Genomic DNA, 17,837 nt, shown 5'->3' on the forward strand with positions numbered 1-17,837 from the left:
ACCTCGGCTGCCACCGGGCACCCGCCGGTGCCGGTGCCGCCGCCCATACCCGCGGTAATGAAGACCATGTCCGCGCCCTCGAGCGCGTTCTTCATCTCCTGCCGGCTCTCCTCGGCCTGCGCGCCGCCGGCGCCGAGGCCGCGCGTCACGTCCTGGCCCAGTTGCAGCTTGCGTTCCGCTTGGCAGAGCCCCAACGCCTGGGCATCAGTATTGGCAGCGATGAACTCGACCCCGCGCAGCCCAGCGGCGATCATCCGGTCCACCGCATTACTGCCGGCGCCGCCCAAACCGATCACTTTGATCCTGGCGAAATTCCCGCCCTCGTCCATCTCGTTATTGCCCTCCTCGCCTGCGGGTAAGGCGGTCTGGTGTTCTCGCGAAACGGGTGTCTCCAACAGTGCTTCGATGCGCTCCTCCCGCTGAATGGTCCGACGCTCCATGAAACTCCGTTATTATAGGCGGGCCGCCTGGGGGTGTCAAGACGACCGCAGTCGCTCTCGTCGCCCTGCCCCGTTGCCCGCCGCAAATGGCACCATTGCGTTCAGCCACAGCGAAGCCGCGAGCAGCGTCGGTCGAACCACGGCACTGCGGCCCTGGGGGCACCGGATCGGCGCAGGTCGTCGCGGCTTGAGGCCCGCAACAGCCGCCAAGCGGCGGCGATCATCCCGCGCACCCACGTCACGCGATCTGCGCGCCTCCGCCGCAGCCCCCTACTCATCCTCGGGCGGCGTTTGGCTGGTGGCGCTAGGCTCTTCGGACTCCGGCGCCGGCAGCCCTTGTCCCGCGTCGGCCACCGATACGCCAGCGGCGCGGGCCGCCTGTTCCGCCGCATTGTAACGATAGAGCGCCTCGGTCACTTCGTAAGTCGTGCGCTCGAGCGCCTCCGCGGCATCTCTGAGCAAGACGAGTGCGGGGGTCGCCTGGGCTTGCTTCGCCTTGTCCATCGCCTCAACCAGGGGCTGCGTGGACGCGGATGGGAGCCTCTCCAACGCGTCGGCGAGCGCGCGATCCGCACCCGCCAAGAGGTCGTCTATTCGCAAGTGCAACTCGGCGGCCTGGCGCCTGCGACGATCGCGGTCACGGTTCTTCTCCGCCTCCTCAATCAGCTCGTCAACGCGCTCGGGGGTCAGCCCGGAAGACGGCGTAACCTGCACCTCGCGCTCGTGCCCCGTCGCGACATCCCGCGCCGACACCTGGACGATGCCGTTGACGTCTATGTCGAAGGTTACCTTGATGCGCGGAATGCCTTTGGGCGCGGGCCGGATCCCGGCGAGCTGGAACCGGCCGAGGCTGATGTTGTCCTCCGCCATGTCGCGCTCGCCCTGGAGGACGTGGATGTCAACCGCGGCCTGATTGTCGGTGCCGGTGGTGAAAGTCTCCGTCTTGCGCACCGGGATGGTCGTGTTGCGCGAGATGAGGCCGGTGAACAGGCCGCCCATGGTCTCGATGCCGAGGGAGAGCGGCGTGACGTCGAGCAGGACGACTTCGCTGATCTGCCCCGCCAGGATGGCGGCCTGGATCGCGGCGCCCACGGCGACCACCTCGTCGGGGTTGATTTCCTGGTGCGGCTCCCTGCCGAAGAACTCCCGGACGAGGTGAACGACGGCCGGCATGCGCGTCAGGCCGCCGACGAGAATGATGCTTTCGAGATCCTGCTTGCCGATCCCGGCATCGCTCATCGCCATTCTCGTCGGCTCGATCACGCGGGCGAGCAGGTCCGAGGTCATGTGCTCGAGGTGCGCGCGCGTCAGCTCGCGCTCGAGGTGGATGGGGGTGTCTCCCCGAGCACCGATGAAGGGAAGGCTGATGCGAGTGGTCAACGTGCTCGACAGCTCGATCTTGGCTCGTTCGGCCGCCTCTTTGAGGCGCTGCAGCGCGTTCGCATCATCGCGGAGTTCGACAGCCTGTTCCGACGTGCACTCATCGGCGAGCCAGTCAACGATGCGCTGGTCCCAGTCGTCGCCTCCGAGGTGCGTATCCCCGGAGGTCGCCTTGACTTCGAATATCCCCTCGCCGAGCTCGAGTACGGAAACGTCAAACGTCCCGCCGCCGAGGTCCCACACCAGCACAGTATGAACGTTCTGCTTGTCGAGTCCGTACGCGAGCGCGGCAGCAGTGGGCTCGTTGATGATCCTGACGACGTCGAGACCGGCGATACGGACCGCGTCGCGCGTGGCCTGACGCTGAGCGTCGGAGAAATAGGCCGGCACCGTAATCACCGCTTGGCGCACCGGCGCGGCGAGGAAAGCCTCCGCGTCGGCGCGCAGCTTCTCCAGGATTGCAGCCGAGATCTCAGGCGCGGTGAAGCTCCTGCCGTCAATCTCGACGTGCCAGTCGGTGCCCATGTGGCGTTTGACGGAGAGGATCGTGCGCGCAGCGTTGGCCACGGCCTGGCGCTTCGCCACCTGGCCGACGAGCCGCTCGCCCGATTTGGTGAACGCGACGACCGAGGGGCACAGACGGCCGCCCTCGGCGGTGGGGATGATCACCGGCTCGCCGGCGTGCATCGCCGCCACGGCGGAGTTGGTCGTGCCCAGGTCGATGCCTATGATATCCGCCAACTACGACTCCTCGGGGCCCGCCGCGGGGGCAGGGTGCACGGCGACCAAGACGCGGCTCGGCCGCAACACACGGTCGCCGAGCATGTAGCCCTTTTGGATCTCCACCGCGACCGTGCCATCCGGCCGCTCGGCGGTTTCCACCTTGCCGACCGCGTCGTGGTACATCGGGTCGAAAGGCGCGCCCTCCGCTTCGATCGGGCGCACGCCCTTGCGCTTGAGCGCCTCCAGGAGTTGGTCGTGGATCATCTTGACCCCGGCTATCAAAGCCGCCGCATCGTTCGATTCTTCCGCCGCCTCAACCGCCCGGCCGAAGCCATCAAGCACCGGCAGCACCTCGAGCAGGATCGCGGCCTCACCGGAACGCGCGGTGTCCGCCCGTTCCTGGCGCGCACGGCGACGGTAATTCTCGAGATCGGCCAGGGCTCGCAAGTGCTTGTCATTAAGCTCTTCCGCTCGCCGCTCCGCCGCCTCGAGCTGTTCCTCCAGGCGCTGAATACATGCTTCCGGCGTCTCGGCGGCAGCCTCTTCCGGCACTGCTTGCGGCTCCTCGGCTTGCGCTCCCCGAGTGGGCGCCGGCTCGTCCGGGGCCTCGTCCGAGCTTATCCTGATTTTGCGTGGCTTCGGCATGACGTCACCTGTCTTCAGGAGTCTGGGATGCTACAGCAGGGCCGCCCCAGAGGTAGCACATGCCTCAGAAGGCTCTCTCCGGACGAGTTTTCGCAAGTCGGCTGTCCGCAGTATAGTGGCCCTTCCCGAATATTGGAGACTCGTTGGAGTGATACCGGCACGGGGCGCGCGCGCTCATGCATCGCTGCTTCCGGCGGCCGCGGCCGGGCCCGAATCCCGCTTGCGAATGATCGTGTTGATGCGGAGCACGGCCTCGGCGACCTCCCCGGCGGCGCGCAGTGCGTGCACCTTCACGGTGGTCGGGTCCACGACGCCCAAGGTCATCATATCGGCGACTGCCCCGGTATCGCAGTCAATGGCAAGCGCGTCGCCACCGGCGCCACCCATTTCCGCCATAAGGTTACCCATTTTCTCCAGGGGGTTGAACCCCGCATTGGAGACGATCTGCGCCAAGGGACGCTTGAGCGCCTCGACGACGCAGTCAATGCCGTACGCCGTCATGCCGCCGGTTGACTCGCGCAGCCGCTGCACTTCGAGCGACGCGGCCATCTCCGCCGCACCTCCGCCCGGCAGCACACCTCCGAGCAGCGCCTGCTGCACGGCGCTCGCGGCATCTTCAGCGATACGAAGCCGCTCCTCCTTGACCTCGGCGGTTGCCGCGCCAATCAGCAGCGTCGCCATGTGCCGCCCCTTGCCGCCATCAAACCGCACGTGTCCCAAGCGTTCGTCCTCCGCGACCATCTTCGCGCGGCCCAAACAGCGCTCGATTTCCTCGGACGCGCGCGCCAGCCCGGTCCGCTTGACCGGCCGCGCGCCGGTATGTTCGGCGATGCGGGCGAGGTCGCGCGCAGATACCCGCCGCAGCACCATCGCGCCCGCCTCGGTCAGCGCCTCTTCGGCCTCGTCGCTCACCGCCCGTTCGACAACGACGACGTTGACCCCCAGTGCCAGGACGCGCTTGAGCGCTTCGGCGAAGCGTCCCTTGAGTTCGAGGTAGCGGGCGAAGCCGGCGTCCGTCGCCAGGGCCTCGTCCTCCAATTCCTCCGGTTCCAGCGCATCGTCAACCAGCAAGATTCGCGCCCGCCGCACGACCCGCGGCATTTGCCGATTCATGCGTTCCTTCTCGACGATGATGCCGGAGAAGACTTCGTTCTCTGCTCCTTCCCGGGCGACAATCCAATCACGCAGGCGGAACTCCGGCTCGGACAGCTTGGCGCGGCCCACGAGGCCGGCGGCGCCAACCGCGAGTTGAGCAATGTGCCGCTCGCCGCGCCCGGCGATAACGGCGGCTTGCGCCAGGAGCGGGTCGTCGAAATCCGCGATGGTGCGGCTGCGCTTCTCGATCGCTTCGACCGCGCGCTCCAGCCCGGCCCGGATGCCCTCGATGACCTTGGTGACCGGCACGCCTTTCGCGACCTGGTTCACGCCCTCGGTGACCAGGGCGCCGGCCAGGATGGTGGTGGTGGTGGTGCCGTCGCCGACCTGGCGGTCCTGGGCCTTGGCTGTGTTGACGAGCATACGCGCAGCGGGGTGGTTGACGTCTATCTTGTCGAGGATCGCGGAGCCGTCGTTGGTGATCGTGACGTCGCCGAGACGATCCACGAGCATGCAGTCGAGGCCCTTGGGGCCGAGCGTGCCCTCGACGGCTGCCGCGACGGTGCGGATTGCGGCGGCGTTGCCCAGCAGCGCTGACAGGCGATCGGTCCCGTCACTCGTCGCCTTCTTCGTCTCGCGTTCGGCATCGGACATAAGAAGTCTCGCGCGTGTGTAATCAAGCCTTCGGGCAATACGCAAAACAAGGGGCAAACCGTGGCTCGATGGCTCGGTCCGGCCCCTTGGCTCCGCATACCCGGTCTTCGCCGGGGACGCCCTTCAACCTGCCTATTGGTGTGCGAATACGGCGCGAAGATTGCGCGCGGCGCACAGCAGCGCCGACGTCACCGGCCGGTAACGCATCCGCTTGGGCCCGAGAACACCGATGCAGCCCATGCCGCCTCCGGGTACCTCGAACGTGGCGGACATCAGCGCGCAGTGGCGCATCGCCGGGTGACGGGCCTCCTCGCCAATCGTCGCCGCGAGACCCGGTCGCTGTCGCGCAAGCAGCTGGCACAGATACGAGCGCTCCTCGATCAGCGCGAACACCTCGTGAGCGACCTCGGCCTCCTGGAATTCCTGCATCGCGAGAAGCTGGCTTCCGCCCTCGACGAGAAGCGGCATGTCGTCCGCGAACGACATGCTCGCGCCGAGCACCTTCAGCGCCTCGCGCGCGAAGGACCGCTGCGGCCACAGGTCGCGCACCGCCTGCTCCAGGCGTCCGCCGGTGATCTCGCCCAGCGCGGTGCCGACGAACTGATCATTGATCACCGCGGCGAGCGCCCGTAGCTGGCCGGGGCGCGGCAGGCGATCGAATTCGAGCAGGGCATGGTGAATGCGGCCCGACTCGGTAACGAGCACGGCGAGCATGCGGTGGGCGTCCAGCCGCACCAACTGCAGGTTGCGCAGCTTCTCATTGCCCCACTGGGGGGGCTGCGCGAGCGACAGGTAGCGAGTCAGGCGCGCGAGCGCGCGGCACGCCGTCGCCAAAGCCGGCTCGGCGTCGTGCTCGCGAGTGAGTTCCGGGAGGAGATCGGCGTCAGCGGACGATTCGGCATCCGACATCACGCCTTCCACGTACAGGCGATACCCACGGTCCGTCGGCACGCGCCCCGCTGACGTGTGCGGGTGGTCGAGACAGCCGAGTTCTTCAAGCTCGGACATCTCGTTGCGGACGGTCGCCGCGCGCACGCCCAGGTCGCGGGTCTCGCTCACCCAGGCCGAGCTCACCGGCTCGCCAGTGGCGACATATTGCTCGACCACCGCACCCAGGATGACCCGCTTGCGCTCGTCGAGCGTGTTCAACACTGCTGCTCCCTCCACAGGAATAACTACCATTGGCGCGCGTATTTGTCAAGCGGCGCCGCCCGCGGACCATGCGCCGCCGGACGCGCCGGCCGCGCAGCATCACCTGTTCTCTAGCACGCCCACCTCGTAACCCTGGCGCCGCAGGTCGGAGGCCAGCGCCTGCGCGCGCTCCGGTGACAACGGTCCCATCTGCACCCGATGCACCGTGCTCTGCCCTTGCTTCTCCACCACCACAGCCGGGGAGTATCCGCGGTTGCGCAGATCGCGCACCAGGGCGCGGGCGTTCTCGACCTTGAGGAACGCGCCCAACTGGAGGGTGACCGTCGTGTCGCGCTCGGCGGTCGGCGGCGCGGTCGCTTCCGGTTCCGGGCGCTGAGGCAGCGGCGCTTGCTCCGCCGGCTCAATGACCGACTCCGGCGCCTCGACCACCGGGGGCGCGACCGGCCGGCTGGGTGGCACGTACGGCGCAGGCCGCTGCTGGATCCTCGCCGCGCCCATCTTGAGATACTGCTCACCGAGGACATAGCGGCCGATGAAGAAGCCGCCGAGCGCACACGTCACGGTGACGACCAGCACGGCGAGCACGACGGCGGAGGTTCCGCCGCCGGCCCGCCCCGGCGCACTGCGCGAGCCCGTGGGGCTCATCAATCTCCTCCTGCGCGCCTGCCGACGGGTATGAGGTAAACCGGCTGCTCCTGTTCCGGCAGGTCAAGCGCCCTGGCTACGGCGTTGTCGTCGAACGCTCCCACCGACACCGAGCCCAAGCCAAGCGCCTCCGCTTGAAGGTGGACGTTCTCCGCGGCAACGCCGACATCCATATATACGTACCGCAGGCCTCGATCGCCGTACCGCCGCGTGGTTCTCTCGTACACCGCGGCGAGCGCGACGGTCAACGGCGCCTCGGCGATGAAAGCTTGCCCCAGCGCGGCGCGCGCCAGGCGCTCTCTGTGGTCCCGTTCGCTCGTCTTGACCACGGCGTGCTCGTGCGGCAGGTATCTGAAGAGGCCGTGCCGGCACACGAGATACAGCTCCAAGGGATAGCAGGCCCCGGCCGATGGGGCGGCGCGCAAGTGCGGGGGGCCCGTGATACCTTGCGCCGACCACGATATCTGCGACACCTGCTCCACGGTCAGGTCCTCGCCGCGGAAATCGCGACAGGACCGGCGCCGCCGAATCGCCTCCTCCACCGACATCCGGCCCTGCGTGACCGGCTGTGGGAGAGCGACGGTGTCGCCGATCTTGGCTTCGGCCAAGCGCTTCATGCGAACCTCGTCACGCCAGATCCTCCGGCGCCATCATGGTTTTCGCCGCCTGGATTGCGCCATCGGCGATCGCATAGAGCCAGAGCCCGATGCTGAGCAGCGTCCACCACAGCGCGGGGCGCGAGAAGAACACGGTGAAAACTGCCGCGAGGTCGAATTGGCCCAACCCCAGCCGCCCGCCGCCCACCGTGCCGTGAAGCGATCCCAAGGCGGCGCCGGCGACGCCCAGCACGAGCATCAACCAGATCGCCACCACGATCGCGCCCTTGAGGTGCTCGCGGTTGTAGATCTGCCCGAAGCCGGGCACGATCAGGGACAGCAGCGCCGCCACGCCCGGTCGCCGCGGGACGTCATCTCGTCTGCCGGCGAGCAGGTCCTCGGCGCGCAGGCGCAGGATCTCCTTCTCTGCCAGAAGCAAGCTGGCGCGCCCGATCTTGTCCTCCAGCACGGGGCGCTGCGGGTTGCCCGCCCGCGCCAGCCGGTAGTGTTCGATGGCGTCCGTGCCGCGCCGCTGCTGATACAGTATGTCGCCGAGGAGTTCGTGCGCCTCCCAGTTACCCGGCGCAGCGGCGAGAGCTTCCCGGCATCGCTGCTCGGCGGCCTCGAAGTCGCCCCTGGCGCGCAGGCGGTTGGCGTCTACGAGCAGCGGCTCGATGCGCGCCTCGGCGATATCGTCGTCTCGCGCGTTGTCAGACATGTCGCTGCGGCGCCCTCCGGCGCTCAGGGGACTTCGATCGTGGGCGCGTCTCCCCACAGCCGCTCCAGGTCATAGAACCCGCGCTCGAACTCCCCGAAGACGTGGACGATAACGTCGCCGAGATCGAGCAGCACCCAGTGCCCCTCCTGGAGCCCCTGCGCGGAGACGCGCCTGAGGCCACGCGCGGCCATCTCCTCGTCGAGATGCTCCGCCAGCGCACGGACGTGCACGTCTGACGTGCCGTGGCAGATCACGAAGTAGTCGGCGATGATGGTGAGCTTGCGCAGGTCGAGAATGACCGGCCGCTGGGCCTTCCTGCCCGCCAGAACCGAGGCCGCGAGCAACGCTTTCTGGCGCGAGGTACGCGGTTTCGCGGTTGCGATTCCGGGTCTATCGAGTGACTGCTTCTTCGTTCTGTTCTGTGCCAAGGTAATCAGTGCCGAGCAGCACCGTGATGTCGGCGCCAGGCACCTCTTCCCCGTTCGCCTTGACCACGACGCCGCACTTCAACCAACGCCGGATCTCGGCGGCCTCCTCCGGGTACTGCGCGCGATCCACGATCTCGGTCGTCGCCGCCGCATGACTGGCGAAGCGCGCTTCGACAACTTCATATCCGCCGCTCGTGAGCCGGTGGACGAGTCCGCTCTCGACCCCCGGTATCTCGGTTGCGTTGACGATAGCCACGCGCGGCGGCACGCCCAACAGCACCTGGTTGACCGCGCGCGCCACTTGCTGGTAGTCGGGCTCGAGGCAGCTGATGCCGCGGATATCCACGGGCGTGCCGCTCAGCGTCGCCGCCTTAGCCGCGTCGGGACCCATTTCCTCGACGAGTCGCGCGATCCCCTGGAGGTCGTCAGCCATGAGATCGGTCTGCACCGTTTCGGTGAACAGCTTGAGCAGTTTTGGCAGGCGGGGTATGTTGCGCGGCTGGAGCGCTTCCCCGAGCACGGCGCGCAGGAACGCCTGCTGGCGCTCGATGCGCTTGAGGTCGCCCATGCGGTCGTGGCGGTAGCGGACATACCCGACCGCTTGCTCTCCGTTGAGGCGCTGCTCGCCGGGCTGCAGGTCGATGTACAGCCCGCCGCGGCGGTCGCGGTAGTACATCCGCTTGTCAACGTTGACCTCGACCCCGCCGAGCGCGTCCACCAGCTGCGCCAGCCCCGGCGAGTTGATCGTGATGAAGTAGTCGCACGGGATCCCGATCAAGCTCTCGACCGTACGCCGCGCCAGGTCAACGCCGCCCAAGCTGTATGCGCCGTTGATCTTCTGTGTCCCGTGGCCCGGTATCGCGACATGGAAATCGCGCGGGATGGAAACCACGCCGAGGCGCTGCTGCGTCAGGTCGACCCGTGCCACCATGATCGTGTCGGAGCGCCGCGGGTCCTTATCGCTGTCCACGCCCAGGACCAGTATGCTGACCTGCTTGCGGCCGCCGAACGGCTGATTGCGCAGTAGGCCCAGGCCCTGACGCACCGGCTGCAGCCCGAGGTACTGCATGTAGATGACCCCGGCGGCTCCAACGGCGCCCAGCACTATCAACGGCACGAGCACCCACCACCACCAGCGGTGGGTGCCGCCGTTTCTCGTCTTCACACTCGGAACTACCTTCACCATATCTCACATGCGAGCGGCAGCCAACCGCTGTCGCCACTCCATGATCCCGGCGACGGCAGCCGGTCTCACGAGACTCCGGCGCCGGCGATGATAGCCGGCAATGATGCAAAGAGGAGGGAAGCGAGAATGAATATTGATAGCGCGCGGACCATTCCCAGACGCGGAATCACCATCGCCCCAATCCGCAATTCAGACCTAAGCCTAACTGATTCCCTGGTGGGCCGAAACCCGCGGCAGCTCGGCGTCACCCATCGGCGACACGAGAATATCATACCATCGCTGCCTGGTCGCAACTAGAACTTCCCTCCGAGCCGAGCGTTGTCGCCAATACCTTGCCCCGGCAAGCACTTCACCAGTCCAAAACCCAGACGCGTCCGCGGCCGTCAGAACCGCCTCGCGCGCGGGCGCGCCTCGTTCACGATCAGCCTGCGGCCTTTGAGCTCAAAGCCGTCCATCGTCTGAATCGCTCGAGCGGCATCCTCGTCGGACAAGTCCACGAAGCCGAATCCCCGCGACCGGCCTGTTTCGCGGTCGGTGATAATCCGCGCCGCCTGCACCGGCCCAACCGAGTTGAACGCTTCCGCCAATTCGTCCTCGGTCAGGCTCCACGGCAGATTCCCGACGTAGAGCGTGACGGGCATCCCTATTCACCTCCTTTCTCCACGGACTGATGGTTACCGTCGCGGTAGAGGCGGTGCTTCGCAATGTACGCCTCCACCGGCTCCGGTGTCAGGTACTTGATGGATTGCCCGCGCGCCACTCGTTCCCGGATCTGAGTGGACGATATGTTGACCCCCGGCGCTTCGATGGCACGCACCCTGCGGGCGAGGTCGCCGAGGTCCCGTTCCAGTCCGTCGAGATCATAACCCGGACGCGTCACCGCGATGAGCTGACACGACGCAACAAGCTGCTCCGGATCGCGCCAGGTGAGAAGCTCGTGCACGGCGTCGGCGCCGGTGATGAAGAACAGCTCTGCCGCCGGGTGCTCGCCGTGAAGCTGATGCAGAGTGTCTATCGTGTACGATGGCCCGTCGCGCTCCAACTCGATGCGCGAGGTGCTGAAGTGCGGATTGGTGCATGTCGCAGTCACTGTCATGGCGTAGCGGTGCTCCGGCGTCGTGACGGCGTAGTCCTTCTTGTGCGGCGGCTGACCACACGGCACAAACGTGACCACGTCGAGGCCGAAGCACGCCCTGGCCTCTTCCGCCGCCACCAAGTGCCCGTAGTGGATCGGGTCGAAAGTGCCGCCCATGACACCGAGACGCATTTCCGCAGCGTCCTTTTCCCGCGAATCTCACTCAACCGCGCCCGCAACGGCGACCGCCTTCGATCATCGCCCGCGAAACGGGCGCAACCAACCTTAGCGGCGGGCGCAGCGAGATCGCATCCTCACTGCCGAATCTGGCCCGCCCCCTGGATCACGTATTTGTACGTCGTCAGCTCGCGCAGGCCCATCGGGCCGCGGCCGTGGAGTTTCTGCGTGCTGATTCCGATCTCCGCGCCGAGGCCGAACTCTCCGCCGTCGGTGAAGCGCGTCGAGGCGTTGACGTACACGGCGGCTGCATCCACGCCCTCGCAGAAGCGCTGCGCGCGCTCGTAGTCCCCGGTGATGATTGCCTCGGAATGCTTCGTGCTGTAGGTCGCAATGTGGGCCAGCGCGTCCTCAAAGCTCTCAACCACGCGCACCGCGAGGATGAGGTCGAGGTATTCGGCGCGCCAGTCGTCGTCCGTCGCCTCGCCGGCCTCGGGCAGCACCTCGCGCGTGAGATCGCATCCGCGCAGCTCGACGCCCTGCCCAACGAGGGCCGGGCCGACCTGCTTGAGAAATCGCGCCGCCACGGCGCGATGCACGAGCAGCGTCTCGCACGCGTTGCACACGCCCGGGCGCTGGCATTTCGCGTTGATGACGATGCGCTCCGCCATGTCCAGATCCGCGGATTCATCAACGTAGACGTGGCAGTTGCCGACGCCGGTTTCGATCACCGGCACGGTGGAGTTCTCGACGACCGCGCGGATCAACCCTTCGCCGCCGCGCGGAATGAGCACGTCAACGTACTGGTTGAGCCGCATCAATTGCTGCGCCGCCGCACGCTCCGCCGTTTCGATGAGTTGCAGCGCGCCCTGCGGCACGCCCGCAGCGTACGCGGCATCCGCAATGACGCGGGCGAGGGCGACGTTTGACCGCAGCGCCTCGGAGCCCCCGCGCAAGACGACCGCGTTACCCGCCTTCATGCACAGCCCTGCCGCGTCCACGGTCACGTTGGGCCGCGACTCGTAGATCATGCTGACCACGCCGAGCGGCACACGCACCTTGAGGATCTCGAGTCCGTTGGGTCGCCGCCAGCCCTCGATGACCTCGCCCACGGGATCCGGCAGCGCCGCCACCTCGCGCAACCCCGCCGCCATGGCTGCGATACGTTTCTCGCTCAGCAGCAGGCGGTCAACGAGCGCCTCGGAGAGCCCCGCGTCGCGGGCCGCCCGCACATCCGCGCTATTGGCGTCAAGGACGAACTGCTGCCGCTCCGTCAGCGCGTCGGCCATGGCGGTCAACGCGCGGTTCTTCGCCAGCGTTCGCAGCGCGGCCATGTCGCGGGCTGCGACATGCGCCGCCTGCGCCTTGTCAATGACTTCCTGCTCTGCGCTCGTAACGGTCATCGCGTGTTGACTCGCGTCGTTCAATCCAGGAAATCGAACTGCTGCTCGCCGATGAGCACCTTATCGCCGTGCTTCGCCCCGAGGTCGCGCAGGCGCTCGACCACGCCCATGCGCTCGAGCCGGCTCTGAATACTGCCCACCGCATCGTCGCTGTCCAGATCGGTGCGCGCGATCAGCTTCTCCACCGCCGACCCGGTGACCGCGTAGAGGCCGTCGCCGACGCGTTCGACATTCAGCGGCTCGGCCTCCGGCGTCGGGACAAATACCCGAGGTTCAACGTTCTCCTCGGCAGGCGCTAGCTCCTCCACGAGGTCAGCGCAGCGGTACACCAATTCCGCCACGCCGTCGCCGGTGACGGCCGAGATCGGGAGGACCTCGAATCCCGCGTCGCGCAGCGCGCGCGTGAACGAGTCGAGCCGTTCCGCAGCCGCGGGCAGGTCGAGCTTATTCGCTGCGACGAGATGCGGGAGCCGCGACAAATCGGCAGGGTACGCCTTGAGTTCCTCGTTGACGACGCGGAAATCGTCGTGGGGGTCGCGCCCGTCGGCGGCCAGGTCAACGACGTGCACCAGCAGTCTCGTGCGCTCGATATGGCGCAGGAAATCGTGACCTCGCCCGCGGCCGGCGTGGGCGCCTTCCACGAGACCGGGGAGATCGGCGACAATGAAGCTCTTGCCCTCGGGGGTGTGCGCGACGCCGAGGTTAGGCGCGAGGGTCGTAAACGGGTAATCAGCGATCTTGGGCTTGGCCGCGGACATGCGGCTGAGGAGGGTGGACTTGCCGGCGTTGGGCATGCCGATGATGCCGACATCGGCAAGCAGCTTGAGTTCCAGGCGCAGCCAACGCCGCTCGCCGGGCTCGCCTTTCTCGGCGAAGCGCGGGGTCCGCCGCACGGCGGTGGCGAATCGCGCGTTCCCGCGCCCGCCGCGGCCGCCGCGCGCCGCAAGGCATGCGTCGCCGGGCTGCGCGAGGTCGGCGAGTTGCGCGCCCGTGTTCGCGTCGTACATCACGGTACCGGCTGGAACCATTATTTCGACGTCCGCGCCGCGCTCGCCGGTCTTGTTGGCGCCCGCTCCGTGGCCGCCGCGCTGGGCGCGAAAGTGGCTCTTCCTCAAGAAATCAACAAGGGTGCGCACCTTTGCATTCGCGCGCACCCATACGTCGCCGCCGCTGCCTCCGTCCCCTCCATCGGGTCCACCCCGCGGCACATGGCGCTCCCGGCGAAAGCTCGTTGCGCCGTTCCCGCCGTCCCCCGCTTGAACGAAGACTTTCGCTTCGTCAACGAGGATGGATTGCGAACCCGACAACCTAACTCCGCGCCTGGTGGGCGCCTAGGCGGCCGCCACGGGAAGTACGCTGACCCGCCGGCCTCCGTTGCCCGAGCCCTCATACACAACCGTGCCCGCAGCCTTGGCGAACAGGGTGTGATCGCCGCCGATACCGACGTTGAGCCCCGGCCGCACCTTGGTTCCGCGCTGGCGGACGATGATGCTGCCGGGCTTGACCATCTCGCCGGCAAACACCTTCACCCCCAGCCGCTTCGATTTACTGTCCCGCCCGTTGCGGGTACTGCCCATGCCCTTCTTATGTGCCATACGGAAGCGCCTCCGCTAGTCGGCCTGTTTCTCCGCGCCGGCCTCGATGCGCTCGACGAGCAGGCGCGTCACGCGCTGGCGATGCCCGCGCAGCCGCCGGTAGTTCTTCTTCGGCTTGTACTTGAACACGCGAACGCGCGGCCCGCGACCGTGCGCCAGCACGCGACAGATGACCTGCGCGTCCTCCACCGTCGGCGTGCCGACGCGGACGCCGGAATCATCGCCGACCATGAGCACGCGGTCGATCGCGACTCGTTCGCCGGGAGCCGCCAGCAGTGCCTCGACATCGAGCACCGATTGCTCCTGGACGCGGTATTGCTTGCCACCGGTTTCGAGGATTGCGTACATGGATTCGCCCCACACGGGAGATAATGCTAACAAAAAGCGCGCCCGTCTGTCAAGCCTGGCCGAGTTGACTCTGGTAGCATAGCGATTGTGTCCCCGTACAACTGCAAACGGCGAATATCCCCTGCCCGGCTGAAGACGTGTGAGCGCTAGGGCGGGTTGGATCAGGTGCGGATCCGCGTCGCCGTGCTCCCCCTCTCGGCGAATAAGCAGCGGCAAGTGGAGCTGGCGCGCCGGTGCGGATTCGGGGTGGAACCAATCGCGGTGATATTGCTGCCGAAGGCGTCATAGGCATAGGCGTCTCTGACCGCCTGTGTCACATCGGTCAGCGCCGACGCTGCCGAGCTGATCCAGCACATAATGGTATGACGCCCCGCCTCGCCGCATGCTGATCAGCGGGTCGAAGTAGCTCGGGCCCTCGGTGGTGTACGGCGCGGGAAGGTTCCAGCTTACGTCATGCTCCGCGCATACCCGGTCGCCGTGAACAGCAAGGGCGAAGGTCGGACCCAACGGGTGCTGGTGGCAGAGGATTACCCTCATCCGCCCGTAATTCGGGCCACTTGCGCAATGAATGAGCAGGGGACACGGGTGCGGCCCGATGCCAAATACGCAGGCCTGGCAAGCCGCGTCGTCGCCCCGTTGATGCGAGCTTCGCGACTGCCGATAGCGACCTCGACGCGCACTCCTGCCTTGTTCGCAACCGCCCGGCGCGACGCGGAGTCCCAGGCAAAGTGCCAGCCGGGCGCGTCAAGACCGCGCCGCAGCGCCACTGTCCGCTGCTCGGGCGGCAGCGGACTTCGAACAGCGACGATCTTCGATGGTGATTGGCTTGCTGCGGCGGCGAGCGAATCTGCGTAGATCACATTGACTCCGACCGACTCGGGGCCGAAGTCGAAGTAGTAGATGTCCCCGCTAGGCGCCACGAAGACCCCCTTACAGTTCGAAAACGGCCTGCCTGGAAGACGTAACGCTGCCAGCAAAGCACCCCGGGAATCAAGCCGAACCACTGATGTATCGGCGTTCACCCACAGGCTCTCCGTTAAGAAGAAGGGCTCCTTACCTGTGGTGACACGGGAAACGAGGTCGACCAAGTAGATACTCCCCACTTGATCCACCATGTAGTACCAGACACCTCCCTTCTCGCCCCCCATCCAAGGCAGGATCTGCGCAGTGGTCTGAGGCGAGGGGATATCCACTTCTCCCAGGAAGGTCCCATCCGGGGCGCGAACCTCGAAGCGCCGGCTGATCCGCTCCACCCAGGGGCCAGATGCCGAATACACTCGCCCCTGGGGATCGACGAAATCGCCGAGCATGACGGCGGTGATCCGCAGATCCGGGGTGAACACAAAGACGCGTCCTCGCGCCCCCACCACCCCCGGCTCGAAGTCAGGCCCCCAGACGCCGACGAAGAACCGGCCAGTTGCATCAAAGTACAGGAACGACGGATGCACCCTCGGATGGAGGCCGTGCGAGGTCATCCACGCCCCGATCTGACCCAGTATGTAGTCGCCGCCGCGGGCTTCGATCACCACGCCGTCTTCGTCCCTCACGGACGTAACGCGCGTTCCATCGGGATCGAACATCAGGATCTCGTTTGCGCCAGCGCCAGCGACAACAAGCATCTCGCCGTTCGGGCCGACGGCGGGACGACCCAGGTTGAACGCCTCCCCCTCGGTCGCCGTGACCAGGTTCCCGTCCTGGTCAAACCGTTTCACTCTGCGTTGGACGTAGTCAGAGATATACACGTCACCCGACCGGCCCACCGCCAAGCCCGCTGGCCCAATGGGACGACCTTCGCCCCGGTTCGGGACCTCCACGCCTATCTCATCCTCGGCGTCACCATAGCTGAGTTCGAACAGCGTCTGCGGGGTGATGCTCTGTGCTGCGGCCGCCCCCGCCGCGGCAAACGCTGTCAGCAGCGCGCCGAGAAGGAGCCAAGCACGAGCTTGGGCCACGCGATTCCTGTGCCTGCTCTGCTCTCTCATGGTGCCAACCTCCAGCGTGTTTCGCTTCCGCCCAGTCACAAGGCTACTGGGGGCTGAGGCGTCTCACTGCGTAGCCTTTGTCTATCCAGTCTTCTTGGATGCGCTGGGCTGCATGGGGCAAGATACACAGTGCGGAAGTTGCGTACAAGCCAGCAGAGGGCGCGACTGCGCCCGTGACAGAGGAGACCCACATCACGCTCGCGAACCTCCCGGTACTCGTGTGCAGGTGCTGTGGCGGTTGAGGCAACACCGGGCCTCTCCCGTCTACAGCGTAGCCCCCTGGGGCACTTTGTCAAGCCCACAATGTGCTGAGCCGGCTACGCGGCGATCATCTCCCCGGGCAACTGCAGATGGGAAACGTGCCCTCGTGGGTTGAAGACGTCAGGGAGGTCTGCCCGCTCCTGGAGGGTGAACGGGTTGCGCATCGGAACTCGCGGCATCGGCGCCGGCCGGGCTTAGCCCGCGCCCCCACCGCCGCCTCCTCCGCCCCCACCGCCACCGCCGGAGAATCCTCCTCCCCCGCCGGAGCTGCAGCTAAAGGAACTCGTCGCCGTGGAGATCGCGCTGCTGAAGGAGGAGAAAGCGCTCTGCATCGAACTCATCCCCGACAGCGGGCTCTGACCGCCGACGGTCCAGTTGGCAAACGCCCCGCCGACGCCGGCCGCCGCGACCTGCGGGTACAACTCCCGGAATTGCTCTACCACGCGCTCCGCGACACCGAGGGTGACGGCGAACACCAGATAGTGCTCCCACAGCACAACCGCCGGAGGCGGGTAGTCCTCGAGGTCCGAGAAATCCGTGAGGTAGCGGCGGAACGCCTGCCAGCGGTGGAGCGCCATCGCGGCCTGTGGTGTGCGGCGCCGTATGCCTGCGACGCTGGCCGCTATGACCCCGAAGCCCACAAAGGGCGGCAGGAAGGCAAGCGGCGACTCGGTCAGGGGGCCAAGCAGGAACACGGACAGAAACATCACGAACCCCACGGCGATTCCGATGCCCATCGCGACCTTGCTCTTGGGGTCGGTAATTGGGAATCGTTTCGCTTCGGCCTGCGCAGCTTTGCGCCACCGCCCGTAGCGCTTGCGCGTAGCCGCAGGGGCGGCGCTTGCCGACTTCGCAAACGTCTCCAGCGACACGACATCGCCGGGCCTGCGATCCCGGAACAGCATGTCCTCGATCAAATGCCGCTCGGACGGTTTCAGGTCGTCCTCGTAGTCCCCCACCCATTGGAGATAATGCTCATCCTCCATCCGCTCGCCGAGAAGCCCGCCGAGGCGCGGGTGCGCTTCTTGCCGCACCTCCAGCTTAAGCGCGCCGCGGCGAACCAGATCCATGACGGTTGCCGTCATGTCGGTCGCATTAAGCGTTCCCCACTTCCACAGATAGCCGACCTCATTCGGCGTCCAATCGTCGGTTTCGCGCACATACTCGGGCCGGTCGTCGAGGCGGTACTCCCGTCCGAAGACTAGGTACAGCACGAGCGCGACGAGCGGACCGCCGATGGCCAGGATGAGCGGCAGCGCGAACAGAATGCGTCTGCGGTTGGCGCTCTTGGCCCACCGCCCCTCCTCCGCGAGCACCGACGCGAGGACTGCAGC

General features: G+C 66.8%; 18 protein-coding genes. All 18 read right to left on the minus strand.

Going from position 1 to position 17,837, the window contains the following annotated elements; translation table 11 throughout:
• Positions 1 to 440, minus strand: a 440-nt coding sequence (locus tag JSV65_10230) for a hypothetical protein (protein UCH36745.1), incomplete at its 3' end; no start/stop codon positions are given.
• 270 nt (positions 441 to 710) lie between these two features.
• Positions 711 to 2,561, minus strand: coding sequence for a molecular chaperone DnaK (dnaK, locus tag JSV65_10235; protein UCH32972.1), 1,851 nt, complete (start codon positions 2,559 to 2,561; stop codon positions 711 to 713).
• Complete coding sequence (gene grpE, locus JSV65_10240) at positions 2,562 to 3,188, minus strand: nucleotide exchange factor GrpE (protein UCH32973.1); 627 nt, start codon at positions 3,186 to 3,188, stop codon at positions 2,562 to 2,564.
• 174 nt (positions 3,189 to 3,362) lie between these two features.
• Positions 3,363 to 4,937, minus strand: coding sequence for a TCP-1/cpn60 chaperonin family protein (locus tag JSV65_10245; GenBank protein UCH32974.1), 1,575 nt, complete (start codon positions 4,935 to 4,937; stop codon positions 3,363 to 3,365).
• A 132-nt stretch (positions 4,938 to 5,069) separates the two neighbouring features.
• Positions 5,070 to 6,089 carry a heat-inducible transcription repressor HrcA gene (gene hrcA, locus JSV65_10250; GenBank protein ID UCH32975.1) on the minus strand — a complete coding sequence of 340 codons (1,020 nt, stop codon included), beginning with the start codon at positions 6,087 to 6,089 and terminating at the stop codon, positions 5,070 to 5,072.
• Between the two features lie 99 nt (positions 6,090 to 6,188).
• On the minus strand, positions 6,189 to 6,734 hold the full coding sequence (locus JSV65_10255; GenBank protein ID UCH32976.1) for an SPOR domain-containing protein: 546 nt from the start codon (positions 6,732 to 6,734) through the stop codon (positions 6,189 to 6,191).
• Positions 6,734 to 7,351 (minus strand): SagB/ThcOx family dehydrogenase, encoded by a 618-nt coding sequence (locus JSV65_10260; GenBank protein UCH32977.1) that lies wholly within the window; start codon positions 7,349 to 7,351, stop codon positions 6,734 to 6,736. Before JSV65_10260 ends, JSV65_10255 begins: the two co-directional genes overlap by 1 nt.
• A 10-nt stretch (positions 7,352 to 7,361) precedes the next feature.
• Positions 7,362 to 8,048 carry a tetratricopeptide repeat protein gene (locus tag JSV65_10265; protein UCH32978.1) on the minus strand — a complete coding sequence of 229 codons (687 nt, stop codon included), beginning with the start codon at positions 8,046 to 8,048 and terminating at the stop codon, positions 7,362 to 7,364.
• 23 nt (positions 8,049 to 8,071) lie between these two features.
• A complete protein-coding gene (gene rsfS / locus JSV65_10270) occupies positions 8,072 to 8,431 on the minus strand; it encodes a ribosome silencing factor (protein UCH36746.1) in 360 nt (119 codons plus the stop codon).
• A 7-nt stretch (positions 8,432 to 8,438) separates the two neighbouring features.
• Complete coding sequence (locus JSV65_10275) at positions 8,439 to 9,641, minus strand: LCP family protein (protein ID UCH32979.1); 1,203 nt, start codon at positions 9,639 to 9,641, stop codon at positions 8,439 to 8,441.
• A gap of 404 nt (positions 9,642 to 10,045) precedes the next feature.
• Complete coding sequence (locus JSV65_10280; protein ID UCH32980.1) at positions 10,046 to 10,303, minus strand: RNA-binding protein; 258 nt, start codon at positions 10,301 to 10,303, stop codon at positions 10,046 to 10,048.
• 2 nt (positions 10,304 to 10,305) lie between these two features.
• Entirely contained in the window at positions 10,306 to 10,929 is a 624-nt protein-coding gene (locus tag JSV65_10285) for a nicotinate-nucleotide adenylyltransferase (GenBank protein ID UCH32981.1), read from the minus strand.
• A gap of 122 nt (positions 10,930 to 11,051) precedes the next feature.
• Entirely contained in the window at positions 11,052 to 12,317 is a 1,266-nt protein-coding gene (locus JSV65_10290; protein ID UCH32982.1) for a glutamate-5-semialdehyde dehydrogenase, read from the minus strand.
• Positions 12,318 to 12,337: 20 nt separating this feature from the next.
• A complete protein-coding gene (gene obgE, locus JSV65_10295; GenBank protein ID UCH36747.1) occupies positions 12,338 to 13,606 on the minus strand; it encodes a GTPase ObgE in 1,269 nt (422 codons plus the stop codon).
• Between the two features lie 42 nt (positions 13,607 to 13,648).
• On the minus strand, positions 13,649 to 13,912 hold the full coding sequence (gene rpmA / locus JSV65_10300) for a 50S ribosomal protein L27 (protein ID UCH32983.1): 264 nt from the start codon (positions 13,910 to 13,912) through the stop codon (positions 13,649 to 13,651).
• 15 nt (positions 13,913 to 13,927) lie between these two features.
• On the minus strand, positions 13,928 to 14,260 hold the full coding sequence (rplU, locus tag JSV65_10305) for a 50S ribosomal protein L21 (protein UCH32984.1): 333 nt from the start codon (positions 14,258 to 14,260) through the stop codon (positions 13,928 to 13,930).
• A gap of 533 nt (positions 14,261 to 14,793) precedes the next feature.
• Entirely contained in the window at positions 14,794 to 16,242 is a 1,449-nt protein-coding gene (locus JSV65_10310; GenBank protein UCH32985.1) for a hypothetical protein, read from the minus strand.
• 455 nt (positions 16,243 to 16,697) lie between these two features.
• A partial coding sequence (locus JSV65_10315; GenBank protein ID UCH32986.1) for a DUF2207 domain-containing protein occupies positions 16,698 to 17,837 on the minus strand: 1,140 nt, incomplete at its 5' end.

This window comes from Armatimonadota bacterium (genome assembly GCA_020354555.1).
Lineage (GTDB): Bacteria > Armatimonadota > Hebobacteria.

Bases quoted from the DNA above. Each gene is read 5' to 3' on its own strand.
- grpE (UCH32973.1), bottom strand. From the start codon at position 3,188: ATGCCGAAGCCACGCAAAATCAGGATAAGCTCGGACGAGGCCCCGGAC.
- JSV65_10245 (UCH32974.1), bottom strand. From the start codon at position 4,937: ATGTCCGATGCCGAACGCGAGACGAAGAAGGCGACGAGTGACGGGACC.
- JSV65_10255 (UCH32976.1), bottom strand. From the start codon at position 6,734: ATGAGCCCCACGGGCTCGCGCAGTGCGCCGGGGCGGGCCGGCGGCGGA.
- JSV65_10260 (UCH32977.1), bottom strand. From the start codon at position 7,351: ATGAAGCGCTTGGCCGAAGCCAAGATCGGCGACACCGTCGCTCTCCCA.
- JSV65_10265 (UCH32978.1), bottom strand. From the start codon at position 8,048: ATGTCTGACAACGCGCGAGACGACGATATCGCCGAGGCGCGCATCGAG.
- JSV65_10280 (UCH32980.1), bottom strand. From the start codon at position 10,303: ATGCCCGTCACGCTCTACGTCGGGAATCTGCCGTGGAGCCTGACCGAG.
- JSV65_10285 (UCH32981.1), bottom strand. From the start codon at position 10,929: ATGCGTCTCGGTGTCATGGGCGGCACTTTCGACCCGATCCACTACGGG.
- JSV65_10290 (UCH32982.1), bottom strand. From the start codon at position 12,317: ATGACCGTTACGAGCGCAGAGCAGGAAGTCATTGACAAGGCGCAGGCG.
- rpmA (UCH32983.1), bottom strand. From the start codon at position 13,912: ATGGCACATAAGAAGGGCATGGGCAGTACCCGCAACGGGCGGGACAGT.
- rplU (UCH32984.1), bottom strand. From the start codon at position 14,260: ATGTACGCAATCCTCGAAACCGGTGGCAAGCAATACCGCGTCCAGGAG.
- JSV65_10310 (UCH32985.1), bottom strand. From the start codon at position 16,242: ATGAGAGAGCAGAGCAGGCACAGGAATCGCGTGGCCCAAGCTCGTGCT.